Source organism: Agromyces laixinhei (assembly GCF_006337065.1).
Lineage (GTDB): Bacteria > Actinomycetota > Actinomycetes > Actinomycetales > Microbacteriaceae > Agromyces > Agromyces laixinhei.
Map to the genome: position 1 here is coordinate 488,545 of NZ_CP040872.1, position 24,542 is coordinate 513,086.

Sequence of the window (24,542 nt, forward strand, 5' to 3'; positions counted from 1 at the left end):
GTGCCCGCACCCGTGCGCGGCATCCGTTCGTCGAAACGAAAGCGCGCCCGTGCAGAACGTGACCCTCAGCCGTGAACAGGCCGCGGTGTTCCAGGCGATCGAGGGCACGCGCGAGCATGTCTTCGTGACCGGTCGCGCCGGAACCGGCAAGTCGACCCTGCTGAACCACCTGAACTGGAACACGCAGAAGCAGATCGTGATCTGCGCGCCGACCGGCGTCGCCGCGCTGAACGTCAGCGGCCAGACCATCCACTCGCTGTTCCGCCTGCCGATCGGCGTCATCGCCGACCATGACATCGAGCAGAACGACACGGTGCGCAAGATCCTGAACGCGATGGAGACCCTCGTGATCGACGAGGTGTCGATGGTGAACGCCGATCTGATGGACGCGATGGACCGCTCGCTCCGTCAGGCCAGGCAGCGGCCGCTCGAACCGTTCGGCGGTGCCCAGGTCGTGTTGTTCGGCGACCCGTACCAGCTCGCGCCCGTGCCGGGCGATGCCGACGAGCGCGCCTACTTCGCCGACACCTACGACTCGATGTGGTTCTTCGACGCGAAGGTGTGGCGCGAGGCCGACCTGCGCATCTTCGAGCTCGGCGAGATCCACCGACAGCATGACGACGAGTTCAAGCACATGCTGAACGCCGTGCGGCACGGGATGGTGACGGCCGAGATCGCCGGGGTGCTCAACAGCGTCGGCGCGCGGCGGCCGTTGCCCGAGCACGGCGCGATCACGCTCGCGACCCGCAACGACGCCGTCAATCGCATCAATCGCACGCAACTGCACCGACTGCCGGGGCAGTCGCAGGGCAACGAGGCAGAGGTGAACGGCGATTTCGGCGGACGCGCGTTCCCCGCCGACGAGAACCTCGAGCTGAAGGTCGGCGCGCAGGTGATGTTCCTGCGCAACGACACCGCGATCGGGCCAGAGGGGCAGCGTTGGGTGAACGGCACGATCGGCACGGTCACCTCCCTCGACCGGGCGGTTCGCGTCGACGTCGACGGCGAGGAGCACGAGGTCGACCAGGTCACCTGGGAGAAGTACAAGTACACGTGGGATCCGACGCGCAAGAAGCTCGAGAAGCAGATCGTCGCCGAGTTCACGCAGTTTCCGCTGAAACTGGCATGGGCGGTGACGATCCACAAGTCGCAGGGAGCGAGCTACGACGCCGCGATCGTCGATCTCGGCCAACGGGTGTTCAGTCCCGGTCAGACCTACGTCGCGCTGAGCCGCCTCACCTCGCTCGAGGGCCTCTACCTCGCGCGCCCGCTGCGGCCGAGCGACATCATCGTCGATCGCAACGTCGAGCGCTTCATGTCGGGTGCCGAGCGCGAGCCGGGTGCCGGCCGCGAAGTCACGGCACCGCAGGCATGACCGTGCATCCGACGTCATCGGCCCGCCCGTGCCGGCGCGCCCGTCTTGGCGGGTTACACTTTCACCGGACGACACACGGCTGATGGGGGGCTCGGTGGCTGGCCGCAACAGGGGCGCACGGCGGCGAGGACTCCTCGCCGTCCTACTCATCGGGGCATTCGGGCTTTCCGGATGCACCGGGGGTGCCGTCGACCCGCTGGCCGCACTCGACCCCGTCGAAACAGCCTTCGACGACGACCTGACCGCCGGGCTTCAGGCGGTGCTCGACGAGGCCGTGGTGCTCAGCGGATCGAGCGGCGGCATCGCGGGTGTCTGGTCGCCGTGGTCGGGGGAGTGGACCGGGGCCTCGGGCGTGGCCGACTTCAGCGAGAGCCCGGCGCCGCTCACCACCGACACCGAGTTCCGCATGGGCACGCTCACGACCGAGGTGACCTGCACCGTGCTGCTGCGTCTGGTCGACGAGGGCCGCGTGCAGCTCGACGACTCGGTCGCGGAGATCGTCGACTGGGTGCCGGGTCTCGACGGCATCACGCTCGGGCAGTTGTGCGCGCACACCTCGGGCATCGCCGACTACTACCCCGAGCTGCGCAGCCACTTCGTCTCGAACCCCGAGCGCGTGTGGCCGGCCAGCGAGCTGCTCGCGAGCGGTCTCGCATCGCCTCGCACCGGAGTTCCCGGCGAACACTGGGCGCAATCACGCACTGGTGTGCTGCTGCTCTCGATGGCGCTCGAGCGCGTCACCGGCCGATCATGGAACGACCTCGCCGACCAGTACGTCTTCGAGCCGCTCGGCATCGAAGACACCGTGCTCCCGTCGCCGACCGACACCGAGCTCGATGCCGGTCTGGGCGCGTACTCGGCGACGCTCGCACCGGATGGCACGCCCGACTGCGCGGTGATCCGTGACGTCTCGTCGCAGTCGAGCTCGATGGGGGGCGCTGCAGCGGGGGCGGTCTCGACCCTCGAGGACACCCGCCGGCTCGGCATCGCCTTCGCGACGGGCGCCCTGCTCGACGAGGGCACCGCCCGCACGCAGTGGACTCCGGTTCCACTCGGCGGTGACACTCCCACCTGGCAGAACCGGGGGCTCGGCGGTGCCGAGTTCGGCCCGATGCGCGGACTCGCCGGCGAGTCGACCGGAGCACTGACGGCGGCCTTCACCGATCCGGACACCGGACTCACCGTCGTCGTCGTGCTCAACAACTCGACCTCGGGCGACGACTTCGTGCGGGAGGTGGCCTTCGCCCTCGCCTCACTCGCGTCGAAGGCGGACGCGGCCGGGGGGCACGAGCAGCCGACCGTCGAGCTGCCGTGGTCGTTCGAACAGTCGACGACCAAGATGCGCGAGCTCGCGAAGTGCCCGGCGCCGGCCGCCGCGGCCGAACCCGCGCCCGCCGGCTGACGACGAGCGGCCGCCGACTGACGACGAGCGGCCTCCGACTTCGAGTTGCTCTTCGGCGGCGTCGTCGAAGCCCTGTCGATTCATGTCCCGTCGAGGTAGGCGAGGACGGCGAGGACGCGGCGGTTGTACGTCGTGCCCGGCTCTATCTGCAGCTTGGTGAAGATGGCGTTGATGTGCTTCTCGATGCCGCTCTGACTGACGTAGAGCTGCGTGGCCATGGACGCGTTGCTGTGGCCCTGGGCCATGAGCTCGAGCACCGATCGCTCGCGTTCGGAGATGCCGGCGAGCCGGCTGTCCGGCGCGCTCCTGGCGGTGATGAGCTGGCGGATGACTTCGGGATCGAACGCGGTTCCGCCGGCACGGACACGGTTGAGTGCGTCGAGGAAGCCGCCGATGTCCGAGACGCGGTCCTTGAGCAGATAGCCGACGCCGCCACGACCGTCGAGGAGTTCGCTGGCGTGGCGGCGTTCCACGTACTGCGAGAGCACGACGACCGCGACATCCGGCCATTCGAGACGGAGACGAAGTGCGGCGTGAATGCCCTCGTCGACGAAGTCCGGTGGCATGCGCACATCGACGATCACCAACTCGGGCGGGTCTGAAGCGACCGCCCGGAGGAGGTGGTCGGCGTTGCCGACGGAATGCGTGACGGTGTGGCCCTCGGCGGCGAGGAGCTGCGCGATGCCTTCCCGCAGCAGCGTGGAGTCTTCGGCGAGGGCTATCCGCATGGGATCACCGCCGTGACGACCGTCGGGCCCCCGGCGGGGGCTTTCGACTCGAAGCCGTCCGCCGTGCGCTGCGACTCGGGAGCCGATGCCCGACAGCCCGGCGCCGGCGGGATCGGCTCCGCCCTTGCCGTCGTCTCGGACGGAGAGGATGAGGTCGGCGCCCGCGCGCGCGACCTCGATATCGATCCGCGACGCGTCTGCGTGCTTGATGGTGTTGGTCACTGCCTCGCTCGCGACGAAGTACGCGGCGGCTCCTGCAGCGCGGTCGGTGACGTCGGCAGCGTCGACGTGAAGACGGATCGGCATGATCGTGCGGTCGCGGAGCGCTTCGAGCGCGGCCGGGAGGCCGTCCCTCGCGAGCATGGCCGGAAACGTGTGCCAGGCGACGCTTCTGAGCTCGTCGAGAATCTGCTGTGTCTGGGATCGGGCATCCCGGTGCAGCTCACGTCGTTCTGCTGCATTCGATGTGCGCTCGGCCCGTGCCAGAAGGATGGACAGCGCCACGACGCGCTGCTGAACGCCGTCGTGGATGTCGCGCTCGATGCGGCGGCGCTCGGCATCGACCGCCGAGACCACATCATCGAGAGTGGTGTGCAGTCGGGAGACCTCGCGAGCGAGTTCTCCGGCGCTCGGCCGTGTCGATGCGGCCCAGGTTCGACGGTCGAGCCACGCAACTCCCGCGAGACCCGAGACAGCGAGGAACAGCAGCACGATCCCTGGAAGCACGAAGTAGGCGACCGTCGCCCAGGTGACGGCCCCCGGCTCGGCGTCGAAGACGGCGACGGGTCGCCCGGTCGCGGCGCTCAGGAGCAGGTCGGCGGTGACGACGAGCCCCATCGCGATCAACACGTAGACGCACCCGGCAAGCGAACCGAGGATCGCCTCGACTCCGAGCAGCCTGATCAGGCGCCCGCCCGTGGGGCGCTCTTCTCGGCGCTCGCCATCCGCCCAGGCCAGTCGTCGCGCCACCCACCCGGCCGTCGTTCGGGCGGGCGCCGTGGAGACGGGCGCGGCGACGATGGCGATCAGGAGCGCCGGCACCAGGAGGGCGCCCGCCACCGATGCGAGCAGCGCTCGACCGGCACGGCGCACGGCGAAGGCGGTGCCGTGGCCGCCGCCGACCGTGACACCGCTGACGCTCATGAGGCCATCTTCCCACCTGCCCGCTGACGCAGTCGGAGTACCACGAACACGGTGACTCCGCCCGCCACCGCTGCGATCACGAGGAGCTGGAAGACGTCGGCGTACTGTTCGACCGCGGCCCAGTTCTCGCCGAGGAGATACCCCGCGAGAACGAAGATCGAGTTCCAGATCGCGCTGCCGGCCGTCGTCAGCAGCGTGAACCGCCCCAGCGGCATTCGCTCGATTCCCGCCGGGATCGAGATGAGGCTGCGGAACAGCGGGATCATCCGGCCGAAGAACACCGCCTTGGCGCCGTGTCGCGAGAACCATTCCTCGGCCCGGTCGACGTCGGAGACCTTCACCAGTGGAACGCGCTCCACGATGCGCCGCAGCCGTTCGCGGCCGAGCCACGCGCCGAGCCCGTAGAGGATCAGGGCACCCACCACCGAGCCGAGCGTCGTCCACAACAGCACTTCGACGATGCCGAAGGTTCCCCTGCTGGCCGTGAATCCGGCCAGCGGCAGGATGATCTCACTGGGCAGGGGCGGGAACAGATTCTCTGCGGCGATCGCCAGCCCGGCCCCGGGAGCTCCCAGCGACTCCATCAGGGAGACCGCCCACTGGGCGATCGCGTTCAGGTTCTCAGCGTCGTTCTGCATGCCATCGAACGTATGAAACGAACAGCGCTGCGTCAGTGGGGGCAGCCGTCGCAGCGGGTGCGGAAAACCACATCGCTTGAGCCGGAGTCATCGCCGCGCACGAAAGCCGCCCGGCGCGGGGCATCCGCTGTCATACTGACCTCGGCTGCAACTGCCACAGGTCGCCCGGGTCAGCCGGCCCGCCCGGCCGCACGTTCCACGTCGCGCTGTCGAAAGCGGGGATCAGATGAAGAAGTGGTCCGTCGTCGTGATCCTCGGGGCAGCGCAGTTCGTGATGGTGCTCGATGGCACCGTCATGAACGTGTCGATCTCGACCGTCGTCGACGATCTCGACACGACGGTCACCGCGATGCAGGCGGCGATCACGTTCTACACACTCACGATGGCGGCGCTCATGCTGTTGGGCGCGAAGCTCGGCGATGTCTGGGGCCGACGCCGTGCGTTCGTCGTCGGCTCGTGCGTCTACGCGCTCGGCTCGCTCCTGACGGCGCTCAGCCCGAACGTGCAGACGCTCTTCATCGGGTGGTCGGTCATCGAGGGCGTCGGTGCAGTGCTCGTGATCCCCGCCGTCGCGGCCCTCATCGCCGACAACTACGAGGGCACCGACCGCATCACCGCGTTCGCGGTCATCGGCGCCGTCTCGGGCGCCGCCGTCGCGGCCGGACCCCTCATCGGCGGGTTCCTCACGACGTACGCGAGCTGGCGCTACGTGTTCGTCGGCGAGGTGGTCATCATGATCATCGTCGTGCTCTTCACACGTGTGATCGCCGACCGCACGGCCCGGCAGGCCTCGCACATCGACGTCTGGAGCGTGCTCCTCTCGGCCGTCGGCCTCGTCTTCGTCGTCTTCGGCATGCTGCAGAGCAAGACGTGGGGTTGGATCACCCCGACGCAGTCGCCCGAGATCGGCGGCGTCCCGATCGCTCCCCTCGGCATCTCGCTCTGCGCGTGGCTCATCGTCGCGGGCGGCGGCCTCATCGCTCTCTTCGTGCGTCGTCAACGTCGGCTCGCGGCGACCGGCCGCCAGCCGCTCGTCGACATCGGACTCTTCGGGATCACGCGGCTCCGCAGCGGCCTCGCCGTGCTCGGAGCGCAGTACGCGATCACGGCCGGGCTGTTCTTCATGGTGCCGGTGTACCTGCAGATGACGCTCGGCCTCGACGCGCTCGAGACCGGCCTCAAGATCTTCCCGCTCTCGATCTCGCTCATCCTCTTCTCGATCGTCGGCACGCGCCTCTCGCGCCTCTGGTCGCCGCGTCGCATCGTGCGTGTCGGCCAGGTGGCGCTCGTGCTCAGCTCGATCATGCTGCTCGCCTCGGTCGACCTCGAGTTGGCGAACCTCGCGTTCGGCCTCGGCATGTTCGTCGCGGGTGCCGCCCTCGGCCTTCTCGCCTCGCAGCTCGGCAACGTCAACATGTCGAGCGTCGGCGAGGCGCAGACGAGCGAGGTCGGCGGGCTGCAGGGGGTCTTCCAGAACCTCGGCTCCTCGCTCGGCACGGCGCTGATCGGCTCGGTGCTGATCGGCGCGCTCGCGTCGAGTTTCGCCGTCGGCGTCTCGTCGAGCGAGCTCTCGGCCGAGACGAAGGCGCTCGTCAGCGAACAGACCGAATCCGGCCTCGCGATCATTCCGGCCGCCGACGTCGACGACATCGCCGCAGAGGTCGGCCTCGACAAGACCGAGAGCGCCGAGCTCACCCGCATCTACACCGACTCGCAGATCTCGTCGCTGCACACGGCGTTCTTCGCGCTCATCGTGATCGCCTTCTTCGCACTCTTCTTCTCGCGCGGCATTCCGAACGAGGTCATCGGCAAGAGGCCAGAGCGAGCGGATGCCCCGCCGGCGACGTGAGCCGGGCGGGGCGAGCGGTCAGCCGAGCGGATCGATCAGCGTCGGGTCGGCGGTGTCGACGGCCCGTGAGTTGTTGACCCGTCGGTCGACCTCGTAGTTCGAGATGGAAGCGGCAATGCGCTCGGACTCGGCGGTCATGAGTGCGATCATCTCGGCCTTGCCTGCGTCGTCGAGCTTCACCGGGGCGAGGTAGTCGTTCCATGCGTCGCGGCCGAGAAAGACGGGCATGCGGTCGTGCACCTCGCCCGAGGCATCCCGAGCCTCACGCGTGATGATCGACGTCGAAACCTCCCACTCCTCGCCGACCTTGCGCGCGGTGCAGATGCCGGCCGCGGCGAGCAGAGGTTCGTCGCCGTGCAGGAACCAGGCCTGCTTGTCGCCGGGCGCGCCGGTCCACTCGAAGTATCCGCGCATCGGAACGAGGCAACGGGATGACGCGAACGCGCCCTTCCACAAGCCGTTGGTGGCGACGGTCTCGATGCGCGTGTTGAACTGCGGGCGCTTCGACTCGTTCATGAACGACGGACGGAAGTTCCAGACGGCGGGGTCGACCGAACGCCTGACCTCGCCGGTGTCGCTGTTCTGCCGCTCGCGCACGATCGGCACGACCTGGGTCGGCGCGATGGAGAACTGAGGTCGCCAGTCGCGGTAGTCACCGCCTTCGGCGACGAACTCCTGGATGAGCTCGTCGATCTTGGCATCGTTCGCGAAACGGCCGCACATGGTGCCAGTCTGCACCCGACCGCCGACAGTGGCCAGTGGGCGCGGCCGCCAAGGGGGGCGGCTGCCACGGGGCGCGGTGCCGCCAGGCCGGTGAAGGGGTCTCACCGGCCCGGCCATCGATGGCCTACGCGGGTAGGGTCGCGGTCGCATCGATGGCGCACGCCTGCGCGCACGCGTCTCTCGGGGACGAAGAGCGGCGTACCCCCTCCTCTACTTCGCCCGGCCCGACACGAACGGTAGGAAGGAGGCTGCGAACCCGAATCGCGGTCGCCGCCGTGCGTGCCGGTGTCTCGACGCTACCACCGGAATGGCCCCCATCCGGGGGATACACGCGGAAAGCGGATGTCGCGTCGGCACCCCGAGGCAACGTCGGCGCCCCGAGGCCGCGCTGTCGTCGCTACGCCGCGCCGGTGACCAGCACCCACCCCACGTAGACGAGCACGATCACGGCGATGAGGAGGTCGGTCGCGAGGGCGATCCACTCCTTCGCGTTCTTGTTCGGCTTCGCGATGTGACGGATGCCTGCAAGAAGGAGGAAGAGCCCGCCCGCGAGTGCGGCCGCCGGTGCCCAGTCGGGGAAGAAGTAGCTCAGGATGCCCGCGGCGCCCATGCCGATGTTCGCGTAACCGAGTTCGCCCACGAGCTGCGTGGCGCCCGGTGCATCGATGCGGAGGATCTTCTTCATCGTGAACTGCGGCCGCAGCGCCTGACTGAGCCCGGCGGTGAAGAGCCGGATGCCGACGCCCCAGAACACCCATTGCTGACCTGCGATCACCACCAGCCCGGCATCCCAGTCGGTCGTGACGCCTTGCACGACGGTGGTGACGAGTGGTGCGATGACGGCGAGCGTGATGATGATGACCAGATACACGGTGCTCCTCACGGTGGTGGCGGGTTCCGATCCGTCTGCACGATCCGCAGCACATGGCGCCCGGCCGTTGACTACATCAGCGAGACCGACCAGGCGACGGCCGCGGTGCCGACGAGTAGCAGCACGCCGAGCGCGATCGCTTGGTAAGGCGGGTCTGCGGAAGAGCTCTGAACCTGGTGCTGTTCTTCCGCGCCCATGCCCACAGTGTAGGGGGATGAATGGCGCGGGTGGAGGAGCGGGTGACGGGGGTAAGGATCGCAGATCGCACTGGCCTTCAGAGCGGATGACGGGAATCGAACCCGCGCTATCAGCTTGGGAAGCTGAAGTTCTACCATTGAACTACATCCGCACGCGGCATCCGCCGGCCGCCGAAGCGACTGCAGAAGCAACGTCAGCCATCCTAGCAAGTGCGTTGCTACGCTGGCAGCGTGCTGCTCTCAGATCGTGACATCCGGGCCGAACTCGACGCGAACCGCATCGGACTCGACCCGTACGAACCGGGCATGATCCAGCCGTCGTCGATCGACGTTCGCCTCGATCGGTACTTCCGTCTCTTCGACAACCACAAGTACCCGTTCATCGATCCGGCAGAAGACCAGCCCGAGCTGACCCACCTCATCGAGGTGCGGCCCGACGAGGCGTTCATCCTGCATCCGGGGGAGTTCGTGCTCGCCTCGACGTACGAGGCCGTGACGCTGCCCGACGACGTCGCCGCCCGTCTCGAGGGCAAGAGCTCGCTCGGGCGTCTGGGTCTGCTCACGCACTCGACCGCCGGCTTCATCGATCCGGGCTTCACGGGCCACGTCACCCTCGAGCTGTCGAACGTCGCAACCCTGCCGATCAAGCTCTGGCCCGGCATGAAGATCGGCCAGATGTGCTTCTTCCGCCTGTCGTCGCCGAGTGAGCGGCCCTACGGCTCGGCCGAGTACAGTTCGCGGTACCAGGGGCAGCGGGGGCCGACGGCGTCGCGCTCGTTCCACAACTTCCACCGCTCGGATGTCGGTGTCACCGACGCCGGCTCGCAGGGCGAGTAGCTGCACCCGGCGAAACGGCCGACGCGACGGTCTCGTCGAGCAACGCATCAGAGGCGCCGCCGGCGCTCAGGAACGCCATCACCGCGTCGAGCGTGACATCGGCGCGCAGCACCCGGTTGTGGCCGAGGCCGTCGGTGGCGACGAGCCGGGCATGACCCCGATTCACCTCGAGCAGCCGCTCGGATTCGGTGAACGGCACCCGCCGGTCGCCGCGGTCGTGCACGAGCAGCAGCGGCACGTCTTCAGGCAGCGGATGCCGCACCGCCGAGTAGCGCGCGAACGGGTCGGGCCGCCCGGCGAACACGCGGCCGGCGAACCGTGCGGCGAGGGCCTCACGCGTGCGCGCGTCGAGGCCCAGCATCGCACCGAAGCCTTCGATGAAGACGGCCGGGTCGCCGGCGCCCGCGATGCCCACGACCCGGGTCGCCGGGGTGCCATCGTGCACGGCCATGAGTGCGGCGAGGGAGCCGAAGGAGTGCCCGACGACCCCGTGCCACGGACCCTCGCGGCGCGTGAGCTCGGCGATGATGTCGAGGTGGTCGAGGAGGTACGTGCCGCGACCGGGGGAGTCGCCGTTGGCCGGCGCGTCGAAGGCGAGCACACGGAACCCCTCGCTGCGGAGCTCACGCACGAGCGGGCTGAACACGCTCGCGCGTGATTGCCACCCGTGCGCGAGCAGCACTGAGCGCGCGCCCGCGCCCCACTCGTAGGTCACGACGTCGACGCCCGTGCCGCGGATGCCCGGAATGCGCACGGTGCCGCGACGCGCCGATCGATGCGTCGCCAGGTCGGTCGGGGCGACCGCAGTGGGGCGGCCGACCCGCATGAAGAGCGGGAGGGCGAGGGCGGCGCCGAGTTCGGGGGAGACGCGCGATGCGGCACGGACTCCGGTGGCGATGGCGGATGCTGCGGACACGGTGTCTCCTAACAGTACGAACGATCGTACGCACACTATACGTACGATCGTGCGTACAATCAAGGCATGATCGAAACCGACGGTCGACGACTCAGGGGCGACGCGTCGCGACGCCTCGTGCTCGACCACGCCGTCGACCTCGCCTCGATCGAAGGGCTCGACGGGCTTTCGATCGGCCGACTCGCCGACGCGGCGCACGTCAGCAAGAGCGGCGTCGCGACGCTCTTCGGCACGAAGGAACGTCTGCAGCTCGCCACGGTCGACGCGGCACGACAGCGATTCGTCGCAACCGTCATCGAGCCGGCCCGGCTCGAGCCACGGGGCATCCGTCGTATCGTCGCGCTGCTCGACGGCTGGATCGCGTACTCGCGAGACCGCACCTTCACGGGCGGATGCTTCTTCGCGGGGGCCACCTCGGAGTTCGACACCAAGCCGGGGCCCGTGCGCGACGCGCTCGCCGCAGCACTCGCCGAGTGGAACGGCTACGTCGCCGTCTCGTTCGGGTACGCCGTCGCGCAGGGCGAGCTCAGCGGGAGCGACGACCCCGAGCAGTTCGCCTTCGAGGCCACCGCCTTGCTCGATGCCGCGAACAACCGCTCGCTCCTCGGCGGCTCGAACCAGCCGTACGCCTTTGCGAGACGCGCACTCGTCGCGCGGCTCCAAGCGGCCGGGGCGGATGCCGCGGTGCTCGCCCGCCTCGCCGACGTCGACGACCTCGCCGCCTGACCCCGAAGCGCACCGACGCAGAGAGGGGCCCGCACATGCGGGCCCCTCTCGGTTCGGGTCAGGATGCGTCGTGGTGACGCTGATCAAGCTCGCCGCGGTGGCGTCGTCCGCCGTCACGGTCGCCCTTGCGACCGTGGCTGTGCCGGTCGGCTTCGCCGTGGACGTGCACGTGGAGGTGCACGTCGGTGCGGGCGGCGCTGTGTCCGCAGCGGCTGTGCCTCTCGCCGTTGCTCTCGCTGCGGCCGCGGCCGTGCTTGTCGCCATGCTGACGCTGGCCGTGGCTGCCGCCGTGCTGACGCCGGCCGGAGTCGCGGTGGTGTCGCCGCGGCATCCGCTCGCCTTCGACCCAGCCGAGCTCGCCGGCGATCGCCTCGAGCGAGACCATCGTCGTGGCGAAGTCCTCGGGGCTGACGGCGCCCGCGACCTTCGCGCGGAGCTCTGCGACGCGCTCCTGGAGTGCGGCGCGGGCGGCGTCGCCTGCGTCAGTCAGGCGCCAGGCGCCGGGCTCGCCCTCGACCCAGCCGCGCTCGGTGAGAGGCTCGACGCGCTCGGGGCGCGCTGCGAGCCGCTCGCTCATGCGAGGGTCGGTGACGGTGCCGGCGATGAGGTTGATGCGCCGCCAGTCGCGGCGGGTGATGCCCTCTTCTGCGAAGAGTTCGCGCATCGCGTCGTCGAGGCGGCGGTCGATGACCGTGAGCCAGAAGCCGAAGGGGCGGGGGCTCGCCGAGTTGTCGTCGGTGTTCTGAGTGGTGTTGTCGGGGGTGGTCATGGTGTTCCTTTCGTTGACGCGGTGCGCGTCGAGTGTCGCGGGCGGCACTGGAGGCTCGCCCGTAGGTCCGGGTGCGCTCGGGCGGCGTTCGCTCAGGAGGCGTTCGCTCGGGCGCCGTTCGCTCGGTCGGCGTTCGCTCGGTCGGCGTTCGCTTCGACCCGAGTGGAGCATCCATCTATTGCATGCACTGTAGCATGTATATGTACACTGACATATATGAACGCATCGAGTCAAGTCCCTCCCGGAGGACCCTCAGGATCGAATGCCGCGGCTTCCGCCTCCGACGACCCGATCGTGTTGATCGAGCAGGCCCTCGTCACGATGCGACGCGACCAGGAGCGGCGTCGGCTGCAGCGGCGGGCCGAGCACTTCGGCCAAGAGAGGCACGATGGGCACGGCAGCGAGCGTGCGCGCGGGCACGGGCACCCCGACCGCCGCCCCGGGGGCGACCCCGAGCACGATGAGCACGGCGATCACTCCGCGCATCGCGGTGGGCGCCGAGGCGGTGCTGGGGGGCGGGGCGGTCGTTGTCGAGGTCCGCGCGGCGAACCGGGTCGGCACGCACTCGCGCATGCGGCGCGCTTCCGCCTGCTCGATGCCCTTGAAGGTGCAGAGCACCCGGCGTCGGTGAGCGAACTCGCCGACGCGATCGGCGTCGATCAGCCGCGGGCGAGCCGGCTCGTGCAGGCCGCCGTCGAGGCGGGCCACGTGCGCCGCGAGGCGGACCCGTCGGATGCCCGGCGAAGCGCGCTCGTGCTCACCGCTGCAGGGCGCAAGCTGCTCGCCGACGCTCGCGATACCCGCCGCGACGCGGTCGAGACCGCGCTCGCCGCGTTCACACCCGAGGAGACCGATGAATTCGCGCGCCTGCTCTCGCGCTTCATCGCCGACTGGCCGCGCGACTGACTCGCATCCGGCGCAGCGAGAGCCGGTGCGCCGGATCGGGACGCCGCCCGCTGAGTCGCAGGACGATCCGGCATGGGTGCGGCGTGTCGTACGGCCTGTCGCAGCATCATCTTGCGATTCGCCGCCGCGCCGCCCGGCTGCGACTCGGTGCGCGGCGCCCGCGCTGCCCCACTACGTCGCCCGCGCGGTCGCCTTCACCGGAATGAGCAGCGCGAGCCCGAGCGCGATCACGAGCACGATGCCGAGGATGCCGTAGTACGGTTCGCCGCCGATCGTCACGAAGAGTGCGAACGCCGTCGGCGCGAGGAAGCTCACCGCGCGGCCGGTGGTCGCGTAGAGGCCGAAGACTTCGCCCTCGTGACCGGCCGGAATGAGCCGGGCGAGGAAGGTGCGGCTCGCCGATTGCGCCGGTCCGACGAAGAGGCAGAGGGCCAGGCCCGCGGTCCAGAAGACGATCTGGCCGCCGTCGTGCAGGAAGAACACGAGCAGGCCGCTCACGACGAGGCCGACGAGCGCCGTCATGATCACGGGTTTCGCGCCGAGCCGGTCGTCGAGGGCGCCCACCGCGATCGTCGAGATGCCGGCGACGATGTTCGCCGCGATCGCGAAGATGATGACCTCACCTGCCGAGAAACCGAAGACGGATGCCGCGAGCACGCCGCCGAACGTGAAGACCCCCGCGAGCCCGTCGCGGAACACCGCGCTCGCCAGCAGGAACCAGACCGTGTTGCGCTGCTCGTTCCAGAGCCGCTTGATGTCGCGGCCGAGGCGGGCGTACGAGGCGAAGAAGCCGATCTTCTCGCGTTCGACCGCGGCGGGGTTGCGATACTCGGGCACCGCGAAGAGCACGGGCAGGGCGAACAGCCCGAACCACAGGGCGGAGACGAGCATCGTCACGCGCACGTCCATGCCGTCGTCGCCGGTGACGCCGAAGAGGCCCACCTCTGGCTGGATGAAGCCGAAGTACACGATGAGCAGCAGCACGATGCCGCCGACGTAACCCATGCCCCAGCCGAAGCCCGAGACCTTGCCGATCGAGCGCGGCGTCGAGACCTGCACGAGCATGGCGTTGTAGTTGACGCCGGCGAACTCGAAGAAGACGTTGCCGGCGGCCACGAGGAAGAGGCCGAGCATCAGGTACTCGGGTGCCGGCAGCACGAAGAACATCGCGAGGGTCATCGCCACGACGATGAAGGTGTTCACGGCGAGCCAGAGCTTGCGGCGACCGCTCGTATCGGAGCGCTGGCCGGTGATCGGTGCGAGCACTGCGATCAGCAGGCCTGCGATCGCGAGCGCCCAGCCGAGTTGGGCCTCGACCGTGCCCTTCGGGCCGAACGACTCGCTCGTGAGGTAGACCGTGAAGACGAACGTCGTGACGACCGCGTTGAATGCCGCGGATCCCCAGTCCCACAGGCCCCACGCGAGAATGCGCCCCTTGCGTGCGCCGGCGTCGGTGACCGTCTCGACCTGCCCGGTGCCGACCCCGATCGTCGCTGCGGCGCCGTCGGGCGGCGTGAGGTGCGAGGGCGGGTAGTTGCGGGGCGCTTCGGGTGAGCGCGGCGACTGGGGGTCCGTCATGGCTGCATTCTCGTTCTCTCAGGTGAACAACCGGTGGCGGATGCCGCGTGGCGTGCGCCGCGGCATCCGTTGGTCTCAGTCGCGCTCTCGGGGCTGCCAATGCGCGCTCGGCAGGTGGATGATGACGAGCGCGATGAGCGCGAGCACCGAGTTGCGGAACGCGGGGTCGAGGCCGTTCCACGACGTCGACTTCCACATCTGGAACCACTCGCCGCCGATCGTGATGAAGCCGCCCATGAAGAGGGCCAGGAGCATCAGCAGGCCGATCGTCGAGAGAGCCCGGGCGACGCGATAGCCGTGGTGCCGCTCGCGGATCCAGAACACCACGGCGGCGATGAGCGCGATCGCCGTTGCCGACTCCCACACGATCACGCCCACGTAGCCGATGTTCTGAAGGACGGGGTCGGTGATGGCACGCCACATCACATCGGGGTCGAGGTCTTCGCCTGCCGGGGCACCGAAATTGGTGGTGTCCATCGCGAGCACGTGGTGCACGAAGGCCTGGTTCGTGCCGAAGTCGGTGATGTTGCCGAAGGCGACGAGCAGGATGTAGAGGCCGTTCAGCGCGACGAGCACGACGGCGACGACCGGCAGTGTGCCGAGGGCGAGCCAGCCGCGTCGGGTTTCGTCGGGAGCGGGTACTGCGGTGGCTGAGTGGTGGTCGGACATGGCGTCTCCTCACACGATGGGGTCATCGTCGACCCGTGGGCACTGTATCGCCAGCGCATGCCGCAGCGCACGCGCGACGCGCGGCATGGCACGGGAGTCGATGGCAGCGCGCCGCAGCATCCGCTCAGCTGTAGACCTCGGCGATCAGCTCGCCGAACAGCTGCTCGGCGTCGCATTCGAGGCGCTGCCGGGTGAACCAGTCGCAGACGTTCCTGCAGTCGCGGTGCAGCAGGTCGAAACCCTGCGGATTCGAGACCACGTCGACGACCTGCGGCAGGTCGATCGCGACGACCCGGCCATCGTGCACGAGCAGGTTGTACGGCGAGAGGTCGCCGTGCGTGAGCGAGGCGTGCGCGAGCGTGCGCATGAACTCCACGATCTGGTGGAACAGCTCGCGCAGCTCGTCGGGCGTCGCGCGCACCTGAGCGAGGCGCGGCGCGGCCACCCGGTCGTCGCCGATGAACTCCATGAGCACCTCGGTGCCGCCGACCTGCACCGGGTACGGCACGGATGCCCCGAGCTCGGTGAGCCGCCTCAGCGCTTCGAACTCGGCGTAGGCCCACTGCACGCGAGCGACTTCGCGCCCGAACGTCGTGCCCTTCGCGAGTGCGCGGGCGTCACGGCTGCGGCGCGTGCCGCGCCCCTCGGTGTAGACGGTCGAGCGATGGAAGTCGCTGTGCTCGCTGCCGCGGTACCGCTTGGCGGCGAGGAGCACGCTTCGGCCGAGCTCGCCGGGCTCGGCGCCGGGAACGGCGCGCTCGATGAGGTCGAGGTCCGCCTCTTTGCCGGTCTTCACGACACCCAGTTCGGTGTCGATCGCCGCGGCATCCGTCACGAGCCAATCGGGGCGCGGGCTGGGTCCGCGCTCGGAGGGGGTGGTCGCCGGCCAGGTCGACCAGCGTTGGTCGTCGCCGGGTTCCGTGGTCTGGAACACGAGGGCGACGGATGGCGCGCCGAAGGGCGGCGCGACGGAATCGTCGGGTACAGCGTCGTCGAGAGACGAGAGGAAGGTCACGGTGGTTCTCCGAGATCGGGAGGCCACCGTTGCGCCGATCGAATCGGCTACGGGCGGGCGGCCCCACAGGGAAGGGTGTCTGCGATGCGCACGACGATGACGGCGTTCATCAGGCTTCTCCTTCCGGTCTCGTTCGGTTCCGTGGCGAACGGATGCCGCGTTGCGCGACTCGCAGGCGAGCATACTCGCCGAGCGCCCACTCGTCTACGATTCGATTCTTCGGGGTTGCCGCACGAACTATCGGATAATCTGATCGGGTGAAGACCCTGACGGCAACCGAGGCGAGCCGAGCTTTCGCGGCGCCCCTCGACGGCGCCGAGCGAGGCGAGACGGTCGTCGTCACGCGCGGCGCGCGTGATGCGGTCGCACTCGAGGGGTCGGCGTGGGTCGACGACTGATCGTCGACACGGGCGTACTCTCACGACTGTCGGTTCCGCCCGCTACGCAGAGCTGCCGGGTGTCACCGCGCTCGTGATCGGGGTGTGATGCGCGCCCGCGGCGGAGAGGGTCGGCACATGCGCGCCGACACCGCGATCGAGGCATCCGGCACCGTCGTGCTCGTCGAGGGCGAGAGCGACCGGCTCGCGGTCGAGGCCCTCGCCGCGACTGGAGGTCGACCTGCTCGCGGCCGGCGCGGTGGTGCGCTCGATGAGCGGCGTGACCCAACCTGCACCACCACCTCGCCGCGCTCGCCGGGGAGTCGGCGCGCCGCCGCGTGGTCGGGCTGTTCGACGCGGGCGAGGCCGCCTACGTACGGCGCTGCATCGAGGACGCCGGGCTCGGAGGCGCAGATCTCGAGTCCGCCGGGTTCTTCGCGTGCGAGCCCGATCTCGAGGGGGAGTTCATCCGTGCGCTCGGTAGTGACCGCGTCGAGCAGTTGCTCGGCGAGCACCATGAACTGGGCCGGTTCCGCACGTTCCAGAACCAGCCCGAATGGCGCGGAGAGCCCGCAGACGCCCAGCTTCGGCGCTTCATGGGCACCCACGCCGGACGCAAGGCACGGTTCGCGCCGCTCATGGTCGACGCGCTCGAGGAGTCGCGGATTCCGGAGCCGATGCGCTGCGTCATCGAGGCCGTGGTCGCGCTCGCGGACGAGCCGGCGGCGGGCGATTCAGCGCCGGGTCGCTGAGAGCGCGATGCGTCGCGCCCGGATCTCGTCGTCGTACGCATCTCGAGCCGTGAGTTCGTCGACGACGAAGCCGGAGACCTCCGCCGCGCTGCGCAGCTCAGCCTCGGAGTACTCGGCCCAATAGACCCGGATGCCGGTGCCGAGCGGGTCGTCGATGACGCCGTCACCCGCGCCCTCCTTCGCGACGACGAGCAGCCTGCCGCCGGGCCGGATCGCCGCCGCCCACGCAGCGAGGGTGTCCGGGAGCTCTCGCTTCGGCTGGTCGTGCAGCGAGTAGTAGGAGACGAGCCCGTCGAGCGGACCGTCGTTCACGGCAGGCGCGACCGCGCGTTGATCCATCACCTCGAACCGGATGCCGGGTTGCTCCAACCGGGCGAGCTCGATGCATCGGGGTGACAGGTCGACGCCGAGCACGTCGAGGCCGTGTTCGGCGAGGAACGCCGCAACATGGCCGCACGGTCCGCACCCTGCGTCGACGACGCGCGCCCTCGTGCCGAGCCGCGCGGCGAACGCTGCGAGCAGCTCGCGATCGAAGGGCTTGCCGTCGAGCTCATGGCGGAAGAGCTCGAGATAGAGATCGGCGCGGGCGTTCCAGGTGCACAGGACATCGGCGACGCTGCCGGGCTCAGGAGCCGCCGCACGGCCGAGCGGGTCGGAGGCGGGCTGCGTCTCGAACGGCATTGCGGCATCGTATCCCGCGGTCGAGCGCGCGGTGCTCGGTTGACGTGCGGTCGCAGGCCTCTCCGACGGCAACGCTGAGCGTGACCTGTGAGTTGAGTCGAGTGCGCTCAAGTTTCGCGTTCTCGACTTGACACGAAAAGTCGGTGCTGCGAAGCTTGAGTCGGCAAGGCTCAAGTCTTGCCTCAGGTCTTTGGTTCGGTCCCGAGTTCGTCGAAGACGGGCCGGCAGGGTCGAACCGGTATCCGCTCAATGGTCGATGCGCTCTGCGCCTTGCGCCCGGCGAGGGGGAGAAGGAGAAACACACATGTCACGAGCAGTAGGAATCGACCTCGGCACGACGAACTCGGTCGTGTCGGTTCTCGAGGGCGGCGAGCCCACGGTCATCGCGAACGCCGAGGGTCTGCGCACCACTCCGTCGGTCGTCGCGTTCACGAAAGACGGCGAGGTGCTCGTCGGCGAGACCGCGAAGCGCCAGGCCGTCACCAACGTCGACCGCACCATCGCATCGGTCAAGCGCCACATGGGCACCGACTGGAAGTCGACCGAGGTCGACGGCAAGCAGTACACGCCGCAGGAGATCTCGGCACGCATCCTGCAGAAGCTGAAGCGCGACGCCGAGCAGTACCTCGGCGACACCGTCACCGACGCGGTCATCACGGTGCCGGCGTACTTCAACGACGCCGAGCGCCAGGCCACGAAGGAGGCCGGCGAGATCGCGGGCCTCAACGTGCTCCGCATCATCAACGAGCCGACCGCGGCCGCGCTCGCCTACGGCCTCGACAAGGGCAAAGAGGATGAGCTCATCCTCGTCTTCGACCTCGGCGGCGGCACGTTCGACGTGTCCCTCCTCGAGGTGGGCAAAGACGACGACTTCTCGACGATCCAGGTGCGCGCCACGGCGGGCGACAACCGCCTCGGCGGCGACGACTGGGACCAGCGCGTCGTCGACTGGCTCATCAAGCGGTTCAAGGAGTCGACGGGCGTCGACGTCTCGAACGACAAGATCGCCAAGCAGCGCCTGAAGGAGGCCGCCGAGCAGGCCAAGAAGGAGCTGTCTTCGAACATGAAGGCGTCCATCCAGCTGCCCTACCTCTCGCTCACCGAGAACGGCCCCGCGAACCTCGACGAGACGCTCACGCGCGCCGAGTTCGAGAACATGACGAGCGACCTGCTCGACCGCACGAAGAAGCCGTTCGAAGACGTCATCCGCGAGGCGGGCGTCAAGCTCACCGACATCGCGCACGTCGTGCTCGTCGGCGGATCGACGCGCATGCCCGCCGTCTCAGAGCTCGTGAAGCAGGAGACCGGCCAGGAGCCCAACAAGGGCGTCAACCCCGACGAGGTCGTCGCCGTCGGCGCGGCACTCCAGGCGGGCGTCCTCAAGGGCGAGCGCAAAGACGTGCTGCTCATCGACGTCACCCCCCTCAGCCTCGGCATCGAGACCAAGGGCGGCATCATGACGAAGCTCATCGAGCGCAACACGGCCATCCCGACCAAGCGCAGCGAGACCTTCACGACCGCCGACGACAACCAGCCGTCGGTCGCGATCCAGGTGTTCCAGGGCGAGCGCGAGTTCACTCGCGACAACAAGCCGCTCGGCACGTTCGAGCTCACCGGCATCGCGCCGGCTCCGCGAGGCGTGCCGCAGGTCGAGGTCACGTTCGACATCGACGCCAACGGCATCGTGCACGTGTCCGCGAAAGACAAGGGCACCGGCAAGGAGCAGCGCATGACGATCTCGGGCGGCTCGAGCCTCCCGAAAGACGACATCGAGCGCATGGTGCGCGAGGCCGAAGAGCACGCCGCCGAAGACAAGGCGCGTCGCGAGTCGGCCGAGACCCGCAACCAGGCAGAGCAGCTCGTCTACTCGATCGAGAAGCTCATCACAGACAACGACGAGAAGCTCCCCGCCGACGTCAAGTCCGAGGTGCAGGGCGATGTCGACGCGCTGAAGACCGCGCTCGCGGGCGAAGACGACGACGCGGTGAAGTCGGCCTTCGAGAAGCTCAACGCATCGCAGGGCAAGCTCGGCGAGGCGATCTACGCGCAGAGCCAGCAGGCCGATGCGGGTGCCGCGGCCGGTGAAGACGCGAACGCGTCCGGTGCCGAGAGCGACGAGGCATCCGACGAGGATGTGGTCGACGCCGAGGTCATCGACGACGAGGAAGAAAAGAAGTAGCCATGGCAGACGAGAACCAGAACCACGAAGAGCCGGTCATTCGCGACAAGCGCAGGATCGACCCCGAGACCGGTGAGGTTCGTCAGCCGGACCCCGACGCCGAAGGGGCGCCCGCACAGGGTGCCCCGGAGGCGACGGGCGACGAGGCGACGGATGCCGCGGCATCCGTCGCGTCTGAAGACGACGTCGACGAACTGACGGTCGACGACATCCTGAACGCGGCGAACGCCGAGGTGCAGAAGCCGAGCGACGAGCACCTCGCCGACCTCAAGCGCATCACCGCGGAGTACGCCAATTACCGCAAGCGCACCGAGGCGAACCGCGAGGTCGAGCGCGAACGCGCGGTCGGCGCGGCCGTGGCGGTGCTGCTGCCGGTGCTCGACGACCTCGACCGTGCCGAGAAGCACGGTGACCTCGAGGGCGACGCTCCGTTCGCGACCATCGCCGCGAAGCTGCGCGGCTCGGTCGAGAAGCTCGGCCTCACGGCGTTCGGCGAGGTCGGCGAGGCGTTCGACCCGCAGCGTCACGAGGCGATCTTCCAGCAGCCCGCAGACGACGTCGAGATCGATACGGTCGCCGACGTCGTCGAGACCGGGTACACCCTCGGAGGCACGCTGCTTCGCGCGGCGAAGGTCGTCGTGAAGACCCCGCAGTAACCGGATCGGCCGGCCCGCGGCATCCGTTCGCTGATGCCGCGGGCCGGCCGACTGGCAAGATCGAACGACACACACCACGAAAGGAGGCGCCGGTGGCCAGTCAGGATTGGTTCGACAAGGACTTCTATCAGGTGCTCGGCGTCTCCAAAGACGTGAGCGACGCGGAGCTCAAGAAGACGTACCGCAAGCTCGCCCGCAAGTACCACCCCGACTCCAACCCCGGTGACGCCGCCGCCGAGGCGAAGTTCAAGGAGATCAGCGAGGCGCACTCCGTGCTCTCCGACTCCGAGCAGCGCAAGGAGTACGACGCCGTGCGGGCCATGGGCTCCGGCGCCCGCTTCACCGCGCCCGGCGGCGGCGGCGGGGCAGGCGGGTTCGAAGACGTGTTCGGCGGCATGTTCGGGCAGGGCGGCGGTGGCCGCAGCCAGTCGTACACGTACCAGCAGGGCGGCGACTACGACGATCTGCTCGGCGGACTCTTCGGCAGTGGCGGCTTCGGCCAGACGACCGGCGGCTACCGAGGGTATGGCGGTCCGACCAAGGGGCGGGATGTCACGGCGTCGACGACCCTCGACTTCATCACCGCGACCAAGGGCGACCAGATCACCCTGCAGACCTCAGAGGGCAAGCCGATCACGGTGCGCATCCCGGCGGGCGTCGCCGACCGGCAGAAGATCCGCCTGCGCGGCAAGGGCTACCCATCACCCGACGGCGGAGAGCCCGGCGACATCGTGCTGACCGTGAGCGTGCGCAAGCACCCCGTGTTCGAACGCGACGGCCTGAACCTGCGGGTCAACGTGCCCGTGACGTTCACCGAGGCGGCGCTCGGCGCGACCATCCAGGTGCCGACCCTCGGCGGCGACCCCGTGAAGCTGCGCGTGGCGCCCGGCACGCCGAGCGGCCGAGTGCTGCGCGTCAAGGGCCGCGGCGTGCAGACGCCGAAGGGCACCGGAGACCTGCTCGCGGTCGTGCAGGTCGCCGTGCCGTCGCACCTGTCGAAAGAAGCCGAATCGAAGCTCGAGGAGTTCGCGGCGCTGATGCCCGACGAGAACCCTCGCGACGACCTGCTCGCGAAGGCGAAGGGCTAGGCGGTGGAGATGCACGAGAGAAGCCCGCTCTTCGTCATCTCCGTCGCGGCCGAACTCGCGGGCATGCACCCGCAGACGCTGCGCCAGTACGACCGGCTCGGGCTCGTCTCACCGACCCGCACGGCGGGCAAGTCACGGCGCTACTCGATGCGCGACGTTGCGCAGTTGCGCGAGATCGCCCAACTCTCGAGCGAGGGCGTGAGCCTCGAAGGCATCCGCCGCGTGCTCGACCTCGAAGACGAGGTGACGACGCTGCGAGCACGGGTGCGCGAACTCGAGGGTGCGCTCGCCGACGAGATGCTGAACCGCCCGGGCCGGCGTGTCTTCGCGGCCGGATCGGCCGGCGAGGTCATCTCGCTGAAGGCGGGCACGCGGGTGCGGCGCGAGAACGCCGTCGTCGTGTGGCGGCCGCTCGAGCGCGAGTAGCCGGAGCAGCGGGAATCGCCGGAGCAGCGCGAATCGCCGAGGGTCAGCGACCCCAGGCGGAGGCCGGCGCCTCGATGACCTCGTAGGGGCGGGAGCTCCAGTGGGTGCCGTAGCCGTAGTGGCTCGTCGCCCACGCCGAGGCCCAGATCGCCTGCGCCGTGGCGTCGGCGGAGTCGCCGCGAGCGAGCGCCGCGTCGACCGCGGGGTAGCGGCCCGACTGCAGGTTCTCAGCCGCGTAGTACGCCGCCTCGATGAGGGTCGGGTAGCTGCCGAGGCCCGAACCGCCCCCCGAGCCCTGGCCGTTGTTCAGCGGATTGTTGCGGTTCCACCAGTTGTCGGCGCCGTTCTCCTGGCGCATCCAGCGCATCATGAAGGTGACGTTCTCCTCGGTGACGGGCCACGCGCCCTCGACGAGCACGAGCTTGGCCCAGTCGACGTTCGTGCCGCCCGCGACGAGGCTCTGGGCGCCGGTGGTCGCGACGTAGGACTCGTGCGAGACGGCAGGGGCCACGACATCCGGTGCGACCGTGAGCTCTTGCACGTCGCCGAGATGCGGCGCATCGGCTGCGGCGACCGGCAGCACGGCGCCGGGCTGCGGCAGTGGGGCGAGGGCGAGACCGGCGAGCAGCCCGAGTACGGAGAGCACCGCGGCGGCGGCGAGGGAGTGACGCGAACGAGCGGGTGCGGAGGCGGTCTGCCGGGGACGCGTCGCGGGCGTCGCGACCTCATGTCGCGCCGCCCGTCGTCCCCCGGCTCGTGCGTCCTGCATGCGGCACCGAGGGTAGCAAACCCCGTCGAGAGTCGCATCCAGGGAAATCCGCCGTGATCGGGCGCGCGTAGCCTTGGGGGATGCCTTTCGACTTCGGCGCCCTGCGCCGCCGCCCAGACATCGAGGGCCAGGGACTCGAGGCATCGGATGCCGCCGACCGCCTGATCCTCGACGAGGCCGCGGCACTCATCGGCGAAGCCGGGCCGGGGGAGATCGTCGTCGTCGACGACGCCTACGGGGCGCTCGCGCTGGCTGCGGCGGACGCCGGGGCACGGGGCATCCGCGTGCATCAGGATCTCGTGACGGGGGAGCGCGCGCTCGCCGAGAACGCGGGCAGGCTCGGCTTGACGGGCGAGGTGCGATCGCTGCCGCTCGGCGCCGAACTCCTTGCGGGAGCGCGGCTCGTGCTCATGCGCCTGCCGCGTTCGCTCGACCGGCTCGACGAGGTGTCGCAGCTCATCTCGACCCACGCCGACCCGGGGGTCGCCGTCGTCGCCGGCGGCAGGATCAAGCACATGTCGCTCACGATGAACGAGGTGCTCGGTCGCGGTTTCGGGCGGCTCGACGTGAGTCGTGCGCGGCAGAAGTCGCGCGTGCTGCTCGCGCGCGAGCCGCTCGACGAGACGCGGTCACCGGCCGCGTCCGGCCCGTCGTGGCCGCGCAGCAGCAGGCACGACGATCTCGGCCTCACGGTGGTGGCGCACGGCGGGGTCTTCGCCGGCACCGGCGTCGACATCGGCACCCGGTTCCTGCTTGCGCAGCTGAACGACGCGGTTCCGGATGCCGCGACCGCCGTCGATCTCGCGTGCGGCACGGGTGTCGTGGCGTCGTGGCTCGCGCGGGCACGGCCCGAACTGGTCGTCAGGGCGACCGACCGGTCGGCGTCTGCAGCGGCATCCGCTCGGCTGACCGCCGAGGCCAACGGGGTCGCCGGCCGTGTGCTCGTCACCCGCGCCGACGGGCTCGAGGCGTTCGCCGATGCGAGCGAGCGCCTCATCGTGCTGAACCCGCCCTTCCACAGCGACGCCGCAATCTCGGCGGGCATCGCGGCGCACCTCTTCGCCGACGCTGCGCGGGTGCTCGCCCCGAGCGGCGAACTCTGGTGCGTGTGGAACTCGCACCTGGCGTACCGGCCGCTCCTCGAACGTGTGGTCGGGCGCACCCGGCAGATCGCGCGGAACCCGAAGTTCACGGTCACGGCCTCGCGGCGGGCGGCTTGACGAACGGGGATCACCCCGGCGACGGCGCTCGCGAGGTGCGGGCGCGCGGACA

At 69.5% G+C, this 24,542-nt stretch carries 26 protein-coding genes and 1 tRNA gene; 13 read left to right on the top strand and 14 right to left on the bottom strand.

Annotated features, from left to right (window positions below; translation table 11 throughout):
• Nucleotides 1–49 precede the first annotated feature (49 nt).
• A complete protein-coding gene (locus tag FHG54_RS02330; protein ID WP_139415760.1) occupies nucleotides 50–1,375 on the top strand; it encodes an ATP-dependent DNA helicase in 1,326 nt (441 codons plus the stop codon).
• Between the two features lie 94 nt (nucleotides 1,376–1,469).
• Nucleotides 1,470–2,777 (top strand): serine hydrolase domain-containing protein, encoded by a 1,308-nt coding sequence (locus FHG54_RS02335; protein WP_168197073.1) that lies wholly within the window; start codon nucleotides 1,470–1,472, stop codon nucleotides 2,775–2,777.
• An 80-nt stretch (nucleotides 2,778–2,857) separates the two neighbouring features.
• On the opposite strand, the gene FHG54_RS17025 is transcribed toward FHG54_RS02335, so the two are convergent.
• Together FHG54_RS17025 and FHG54_RS02345 are read right to left on the bottom strand one after the other, a co-directional pair.
• Nucleotides 2,858–4,648 carry a response regulator gene (locus FHG54_RS17025; protein ID WP_139415763.1) on the bottom strand — a complete coding sequence of 597 codons (1,791 nt, stop codon included), beginning with the start codon at nucleotides 4,646–4,648 and terminating at the stop codon, nucleotides 2,858–2,860.
• Nucleotides 4,645–5,286, bottom strand: a complete 642-nt coding sequence (locus FHG54_RS02345; protein WP_139415765.1) for a DedA family protein — start codon at nucleotides 5,284–5,286, stop codon at nucleotides 4,645–4,647. Before FHG54_RS02345 ends, FHG54_RS17025 begins: the two co-directional genes overlap by 4 nt.
• A gap of 226 nt (nucleotides 5,287–5,512) precedes the next feature.
• Between FHG54_RS02345 and FHG54_RS02350 the strand changes: the two genes are divergently transcribed.
• Nucleotides 5,513–7,135 (top strand): MFS transporter, encoded by a 1,623-nt coding sequence (locus tag FHG54_RS02350; RefSeq protein WP_139415767.1) that lies wholly within the window; start codon nucleotides 5,513–5,515, stop codon nucleotides 7,133–7,135.
• 18 nt (nucleotides 7,136–7,153) lie between these two features.
• On the opposite strand, the gene FHG54_RS02355 is transcribed toward FHG54_RS02350, so the two are convergent.
• The 4 genes from FHG54_RS02355 to FHG54_RS02365 form a co-directional block, all read right to left on the bottom strand.
• Nucleotides 7,154–7,858 carry an SOS response-associated peptidase gene (locus FHG54_RS02355; RefSeq protein WP_168197074.1) on the bottom strand — a complete coding sequence of 235 codons (705 nt, stop codon included), beginning with the start codon at nucleotides 7,856–7,858 and terminating at the stop codon, nucleotides 7,154–7,156.
• A gap of 397 nt (nucleotides 7,859–8,255) precedes the next feature.
• Nucleotides 8,256–8,729, bottom strand: a complete 474-nt coding sequence (locus tag FHG54_RS02360) for a DUF6790 family protein (protein ID WP_139415770.1) — start codon at nucleotides 8,727–8,729, stop codon at nucleotides 8,256–8,258.
• Nucleotides 8,730–8,800: 71 nt separating this feature from the next.
• Nucleotides 8,801–8,926 carry a hypothetical protein gene (locus FHG54_RS16890; RefSeq protein ID WP_267898508.1) on the bottom strand — a complete coding sequence of 42 codons (126 nt, stop codon included), beginning with the start codon at nucleotides 8,924–8,926 and terminating at the stop codon, nucleotides 8,801–8,803.
• 81 nt (nucleotides 8,927–9,007) lie between these two features.
• Nucleotides 9,008–9,078, bottom strand: a tRNA-Gly gene (locus tag FHG54_RS02365).
• A gap of 79 nt (nucleotides 9,079–9,157) precedes the next feature.
• Between FHG54_RS02365 and dcd the strand changes: the two genes are divergently transcribed.
• Entirely contained in the window at nucleotides 9,158–9,763 is a 606-nt protein-coding gene (gene dcd, locus FHG54_RS02370; RefSeq protein WP_139415773.1) for a dCTP deaminase, read from the top strand.
• Here the strand turns inward: dcd and FHG54_RS02375 are convergent.
• A complete protein-coding gene (locus FHG54_RS02375; RefSeq protein WP_139415775.1) occupies nucleotides 9,735–10,679 on the bottom strand; it encodes an alpha/beta fold hydrolase in 945 nt (314 codons plus the stop codon). The two genes, dcd and FHG54_RS02375, sit on opposite strands and share 29 nt — an antisense overlap.
• A 66-nt stretch (nucleotides 10,680–10,745) precedes the next feature.
• Between FHG54_RS02375 and FHG54_RS02380 the strand changes: the two genes are divergently transcribed.
• A complete protein-coding gene (locus FHG54_RS02380) occupies nucleotides 10,746–11,405 on the top strand; it encodes a TetR/AcrR family transcriptional regulator (protein ID WP_139415777.1) in 660 nt (219 codons plus the stop codon).
• A 58-nt stretch (nucleotides 11,406–11,463) separates the two neighbouring features.
• Here the strand turns inward: FHG54_RS02380 and FHG54_RS02385 are convergent, their stop codons facing one another.
• The gene (locus FHG54_RS02385) at nucleotides 11,464–12,174 is read right to left on the bottom strand and encodes a hypothetical protein (RefSeq protein ID WP_139415779.1); all 711 of its coding nucleotides are present in this window, start codon (nucleotides 12,172–12,174) and stop codon (nucleotides 11,464–11,466) included.
• Nucleotides 12,175–12,426: 252 nt separating this feature from the next.
• A complete protein-coding gene (locus tag FHG54_RS16630; RefSeq protein WP_233437841.1) occupies nucleotides 12,427–12,792 on the bottom strand; it encodes a hypothetical protein in 366 nt (121 codons plus the stop codon).
• Nucleotides 12,793–12,801: 9 nt separating this feature from the next.
• On the opposite strand from FHG54_RS16630, the gene FHG54_RS16635 reads away from it, so the two are divergent.
• Nucleotides 12,802–13,080, top strand: coding sequence for a MarR family winged helix-turn-helix transcriptional regulator (locus FHG54_RS16635; RefSeq protein WP_232331304.1), 279 nt, complete (start codon nucleotides 12,802–12,804; stop codon nucleotides 13,078–13,080).
• 171 nt (nucleotides 13,081–13,251) lie between these two features.
• Here FHG54_RS16635 and FHG54_RS02395 read toward each other — a convergent pair whose 3' ends face one another.
• From FHG54_RS02395 to FHG54_RS02405, 3 genes are all read right to left on the bottom strand, one after another.
• The gene (locus tag FHG54_RS02395) at nucleotides 13,252–14,658 is read right to left on the bottom strand and encodes an MFS transporter (RefSeq protein ID WP_139415781.1); all 1,407 of its coding nucleotides are present in this window, start codon (nucleotides 14,656–14,658) and stop codon (nucleotides 13,252–13,254) included.
• 75 nt (nucleotides 14,659–14,733) lie between these two features.
• On the bottom strand, nucleotides 14,734–15,327 hold the full coding sequence (locus tag FHG54_RS02400; protein ID WP_139415783.1) for a DUF2165 domain-containing protein: 594 nt from the start codon (nucleotides 15,325–15,327) through the stop codon (nucleotides 14,734–14,736).
• A 124-nt stretch (nucleotides 15,328–15,451) separates the two neighbouring features.
• Nucleotides 15,452–16,342, bottom strand: a complete 891-nt coding sequence (locus FHG54_RS02405) for a serine protein kinase RIO (RefSeq protein WP_233437842.1) — start codon at nucleotides 16,340–16,342, stop codon at nucleotides 15,452–15,454.
• Between the two features lie 257 nt (nucleotides 16,343–16,599).
• Between FHG54_RS02405 and FHG54_RS16470 the strand changes: the two genes are divergently transcribed.
• Nucleotides 16,600–16,740: a hypothetical protein gene (locus FHG54_RS16470; RefSeq protein WP_198165678.1), complete on the top strand. Its 141-nt coding sequence runs from the start codon at nucleotides 16,600–16,602 to the stop codon at nucleotides 16,738–16,740.
• A 317-nt stretch (nucleotides 16,741–17,057) separates the two neighbouring features.
• Nucleotides 17,058–17,471: a hypothetical protein gene (locus tag FHG54_RS02415; RefSeq protein ID WP_139415787.1), complete on the top strand. Its 414-nt coding sequence runs from the start codon at nucleotides 17,058–17,060 to the stop codon at nucleotides 17,469–17,471.
• On the opposite strand, the gene FHG54_RS02420 is transcribed toward FHG54_RS02415, so the two are convergent.
• Nucleotides 17,454–18,152, bottom strand: a complete 699-nt coding sequence (locus FHG54_RS02420) for a class I SAM-dependent methyltransferase (protein WP_139415788.1) — start codon at nucleotides 18,150–18,152, stop codon at nucleotides 17,454–17,456. The genes FHG54_RS02415 and FHG54_RS02420 overlap by 18 nt on opposite strands.
• 304 nt (nucleotides 18,153–18,456) lie before the next feature.
• On the opposite strand from FHG54_RS02420, the gene dnaK reads away from it, so the two are divergent.
• The 4 genes from dnaK (at nucleotide 18,457) to FHG54_RS02440 (ending at nucleotide 22,501) form a co-directional block, all read left to right on the top strand.
• Nucleotides 18,457–20,331, top strand: a complete 1,875-nt coding sequence (dnaK, locus tag FHG54_RS02425) for a molecular chaperone DnaK (protein WP_139415790.1) — start codon at nucleotides 18,457–18,459, stop codon at nucleotides 20,329–20,331.
• A 2-nt stretch (nucleotides 20,332–20,333) separates the two neighbouring features.
• Complete coding sequence (locus tag FHG54_RS02430) at nucleotides 20,334–20,987, top strand: nucleotide exchange factor GrpE (RefSeq protein WP_139415792.1); 654 nt, start codon at nucleotides 20,334–20,336, stop codon at nucleotides 20,985–20,987.
• Nucleotides 20,988–21,079: 92 nt separating this feature from the next.
• Nucleotides 21,080–22,075, top strand: coding sequence for a DnaJ C-terminal domain-containing protein (locus tag FHG54_RS02435; protein WP_139415794.1), 996 nt, complete (start codon nucleotides 21,080–21,082; stop codon nucleotides 22,073–22,075).
• A gap of 9 nt (nucleotides 22,076–22,084) precedes the next feature.
• Entirely contained in the window at nucleotides 22,085–22,501 is a 417-nt protein-coding gene (locus tag FHG54_RS02440; RefSeq protein WP_139415796.1) for a heat shock protein transcriptional repressor HspR, read from the top strand.
• A 43-nt stretch (nucleotides 22,502–22,544) separates the two neighbouring features.
• Here the strand turns inward: FHG54_RS02440 and FHG54_RS02445 are convergent, their stop codons facing one another.
• Nucleotides 22,545–23,270 carry a hypothetical protein gene (locus tag FHG54_RS02445; protein ID WP_233437843.1) on the bottom strand — a complete coding sequence of 242 codons (726 nt, stop codon included), beginning with the start codon at nucleotides 23,268–23,270 and terminating at the stop codon, nucleotides 22,545–22,547.
• Nucleotides 23,271–23,350: 80 nt separating this feature from the next.
• Between FHG54_RS02445 and FHG54_RS02450 the strand changes: the two genes are divergently transcribed.
• Nucleotides 23,351–24,490, top strand: coding sequence for a class I SAM-dependent methyltransferase (locus FHG54_RS02450; protein ID WP_139415798.1), 1,140 nt, complete (start codon nucleotides 23,351–23,353; stop codon nucleotides 24,488–24,490).
• Nucleotides 24,491–24,542 lie beyond the last annotated feature (52 nt).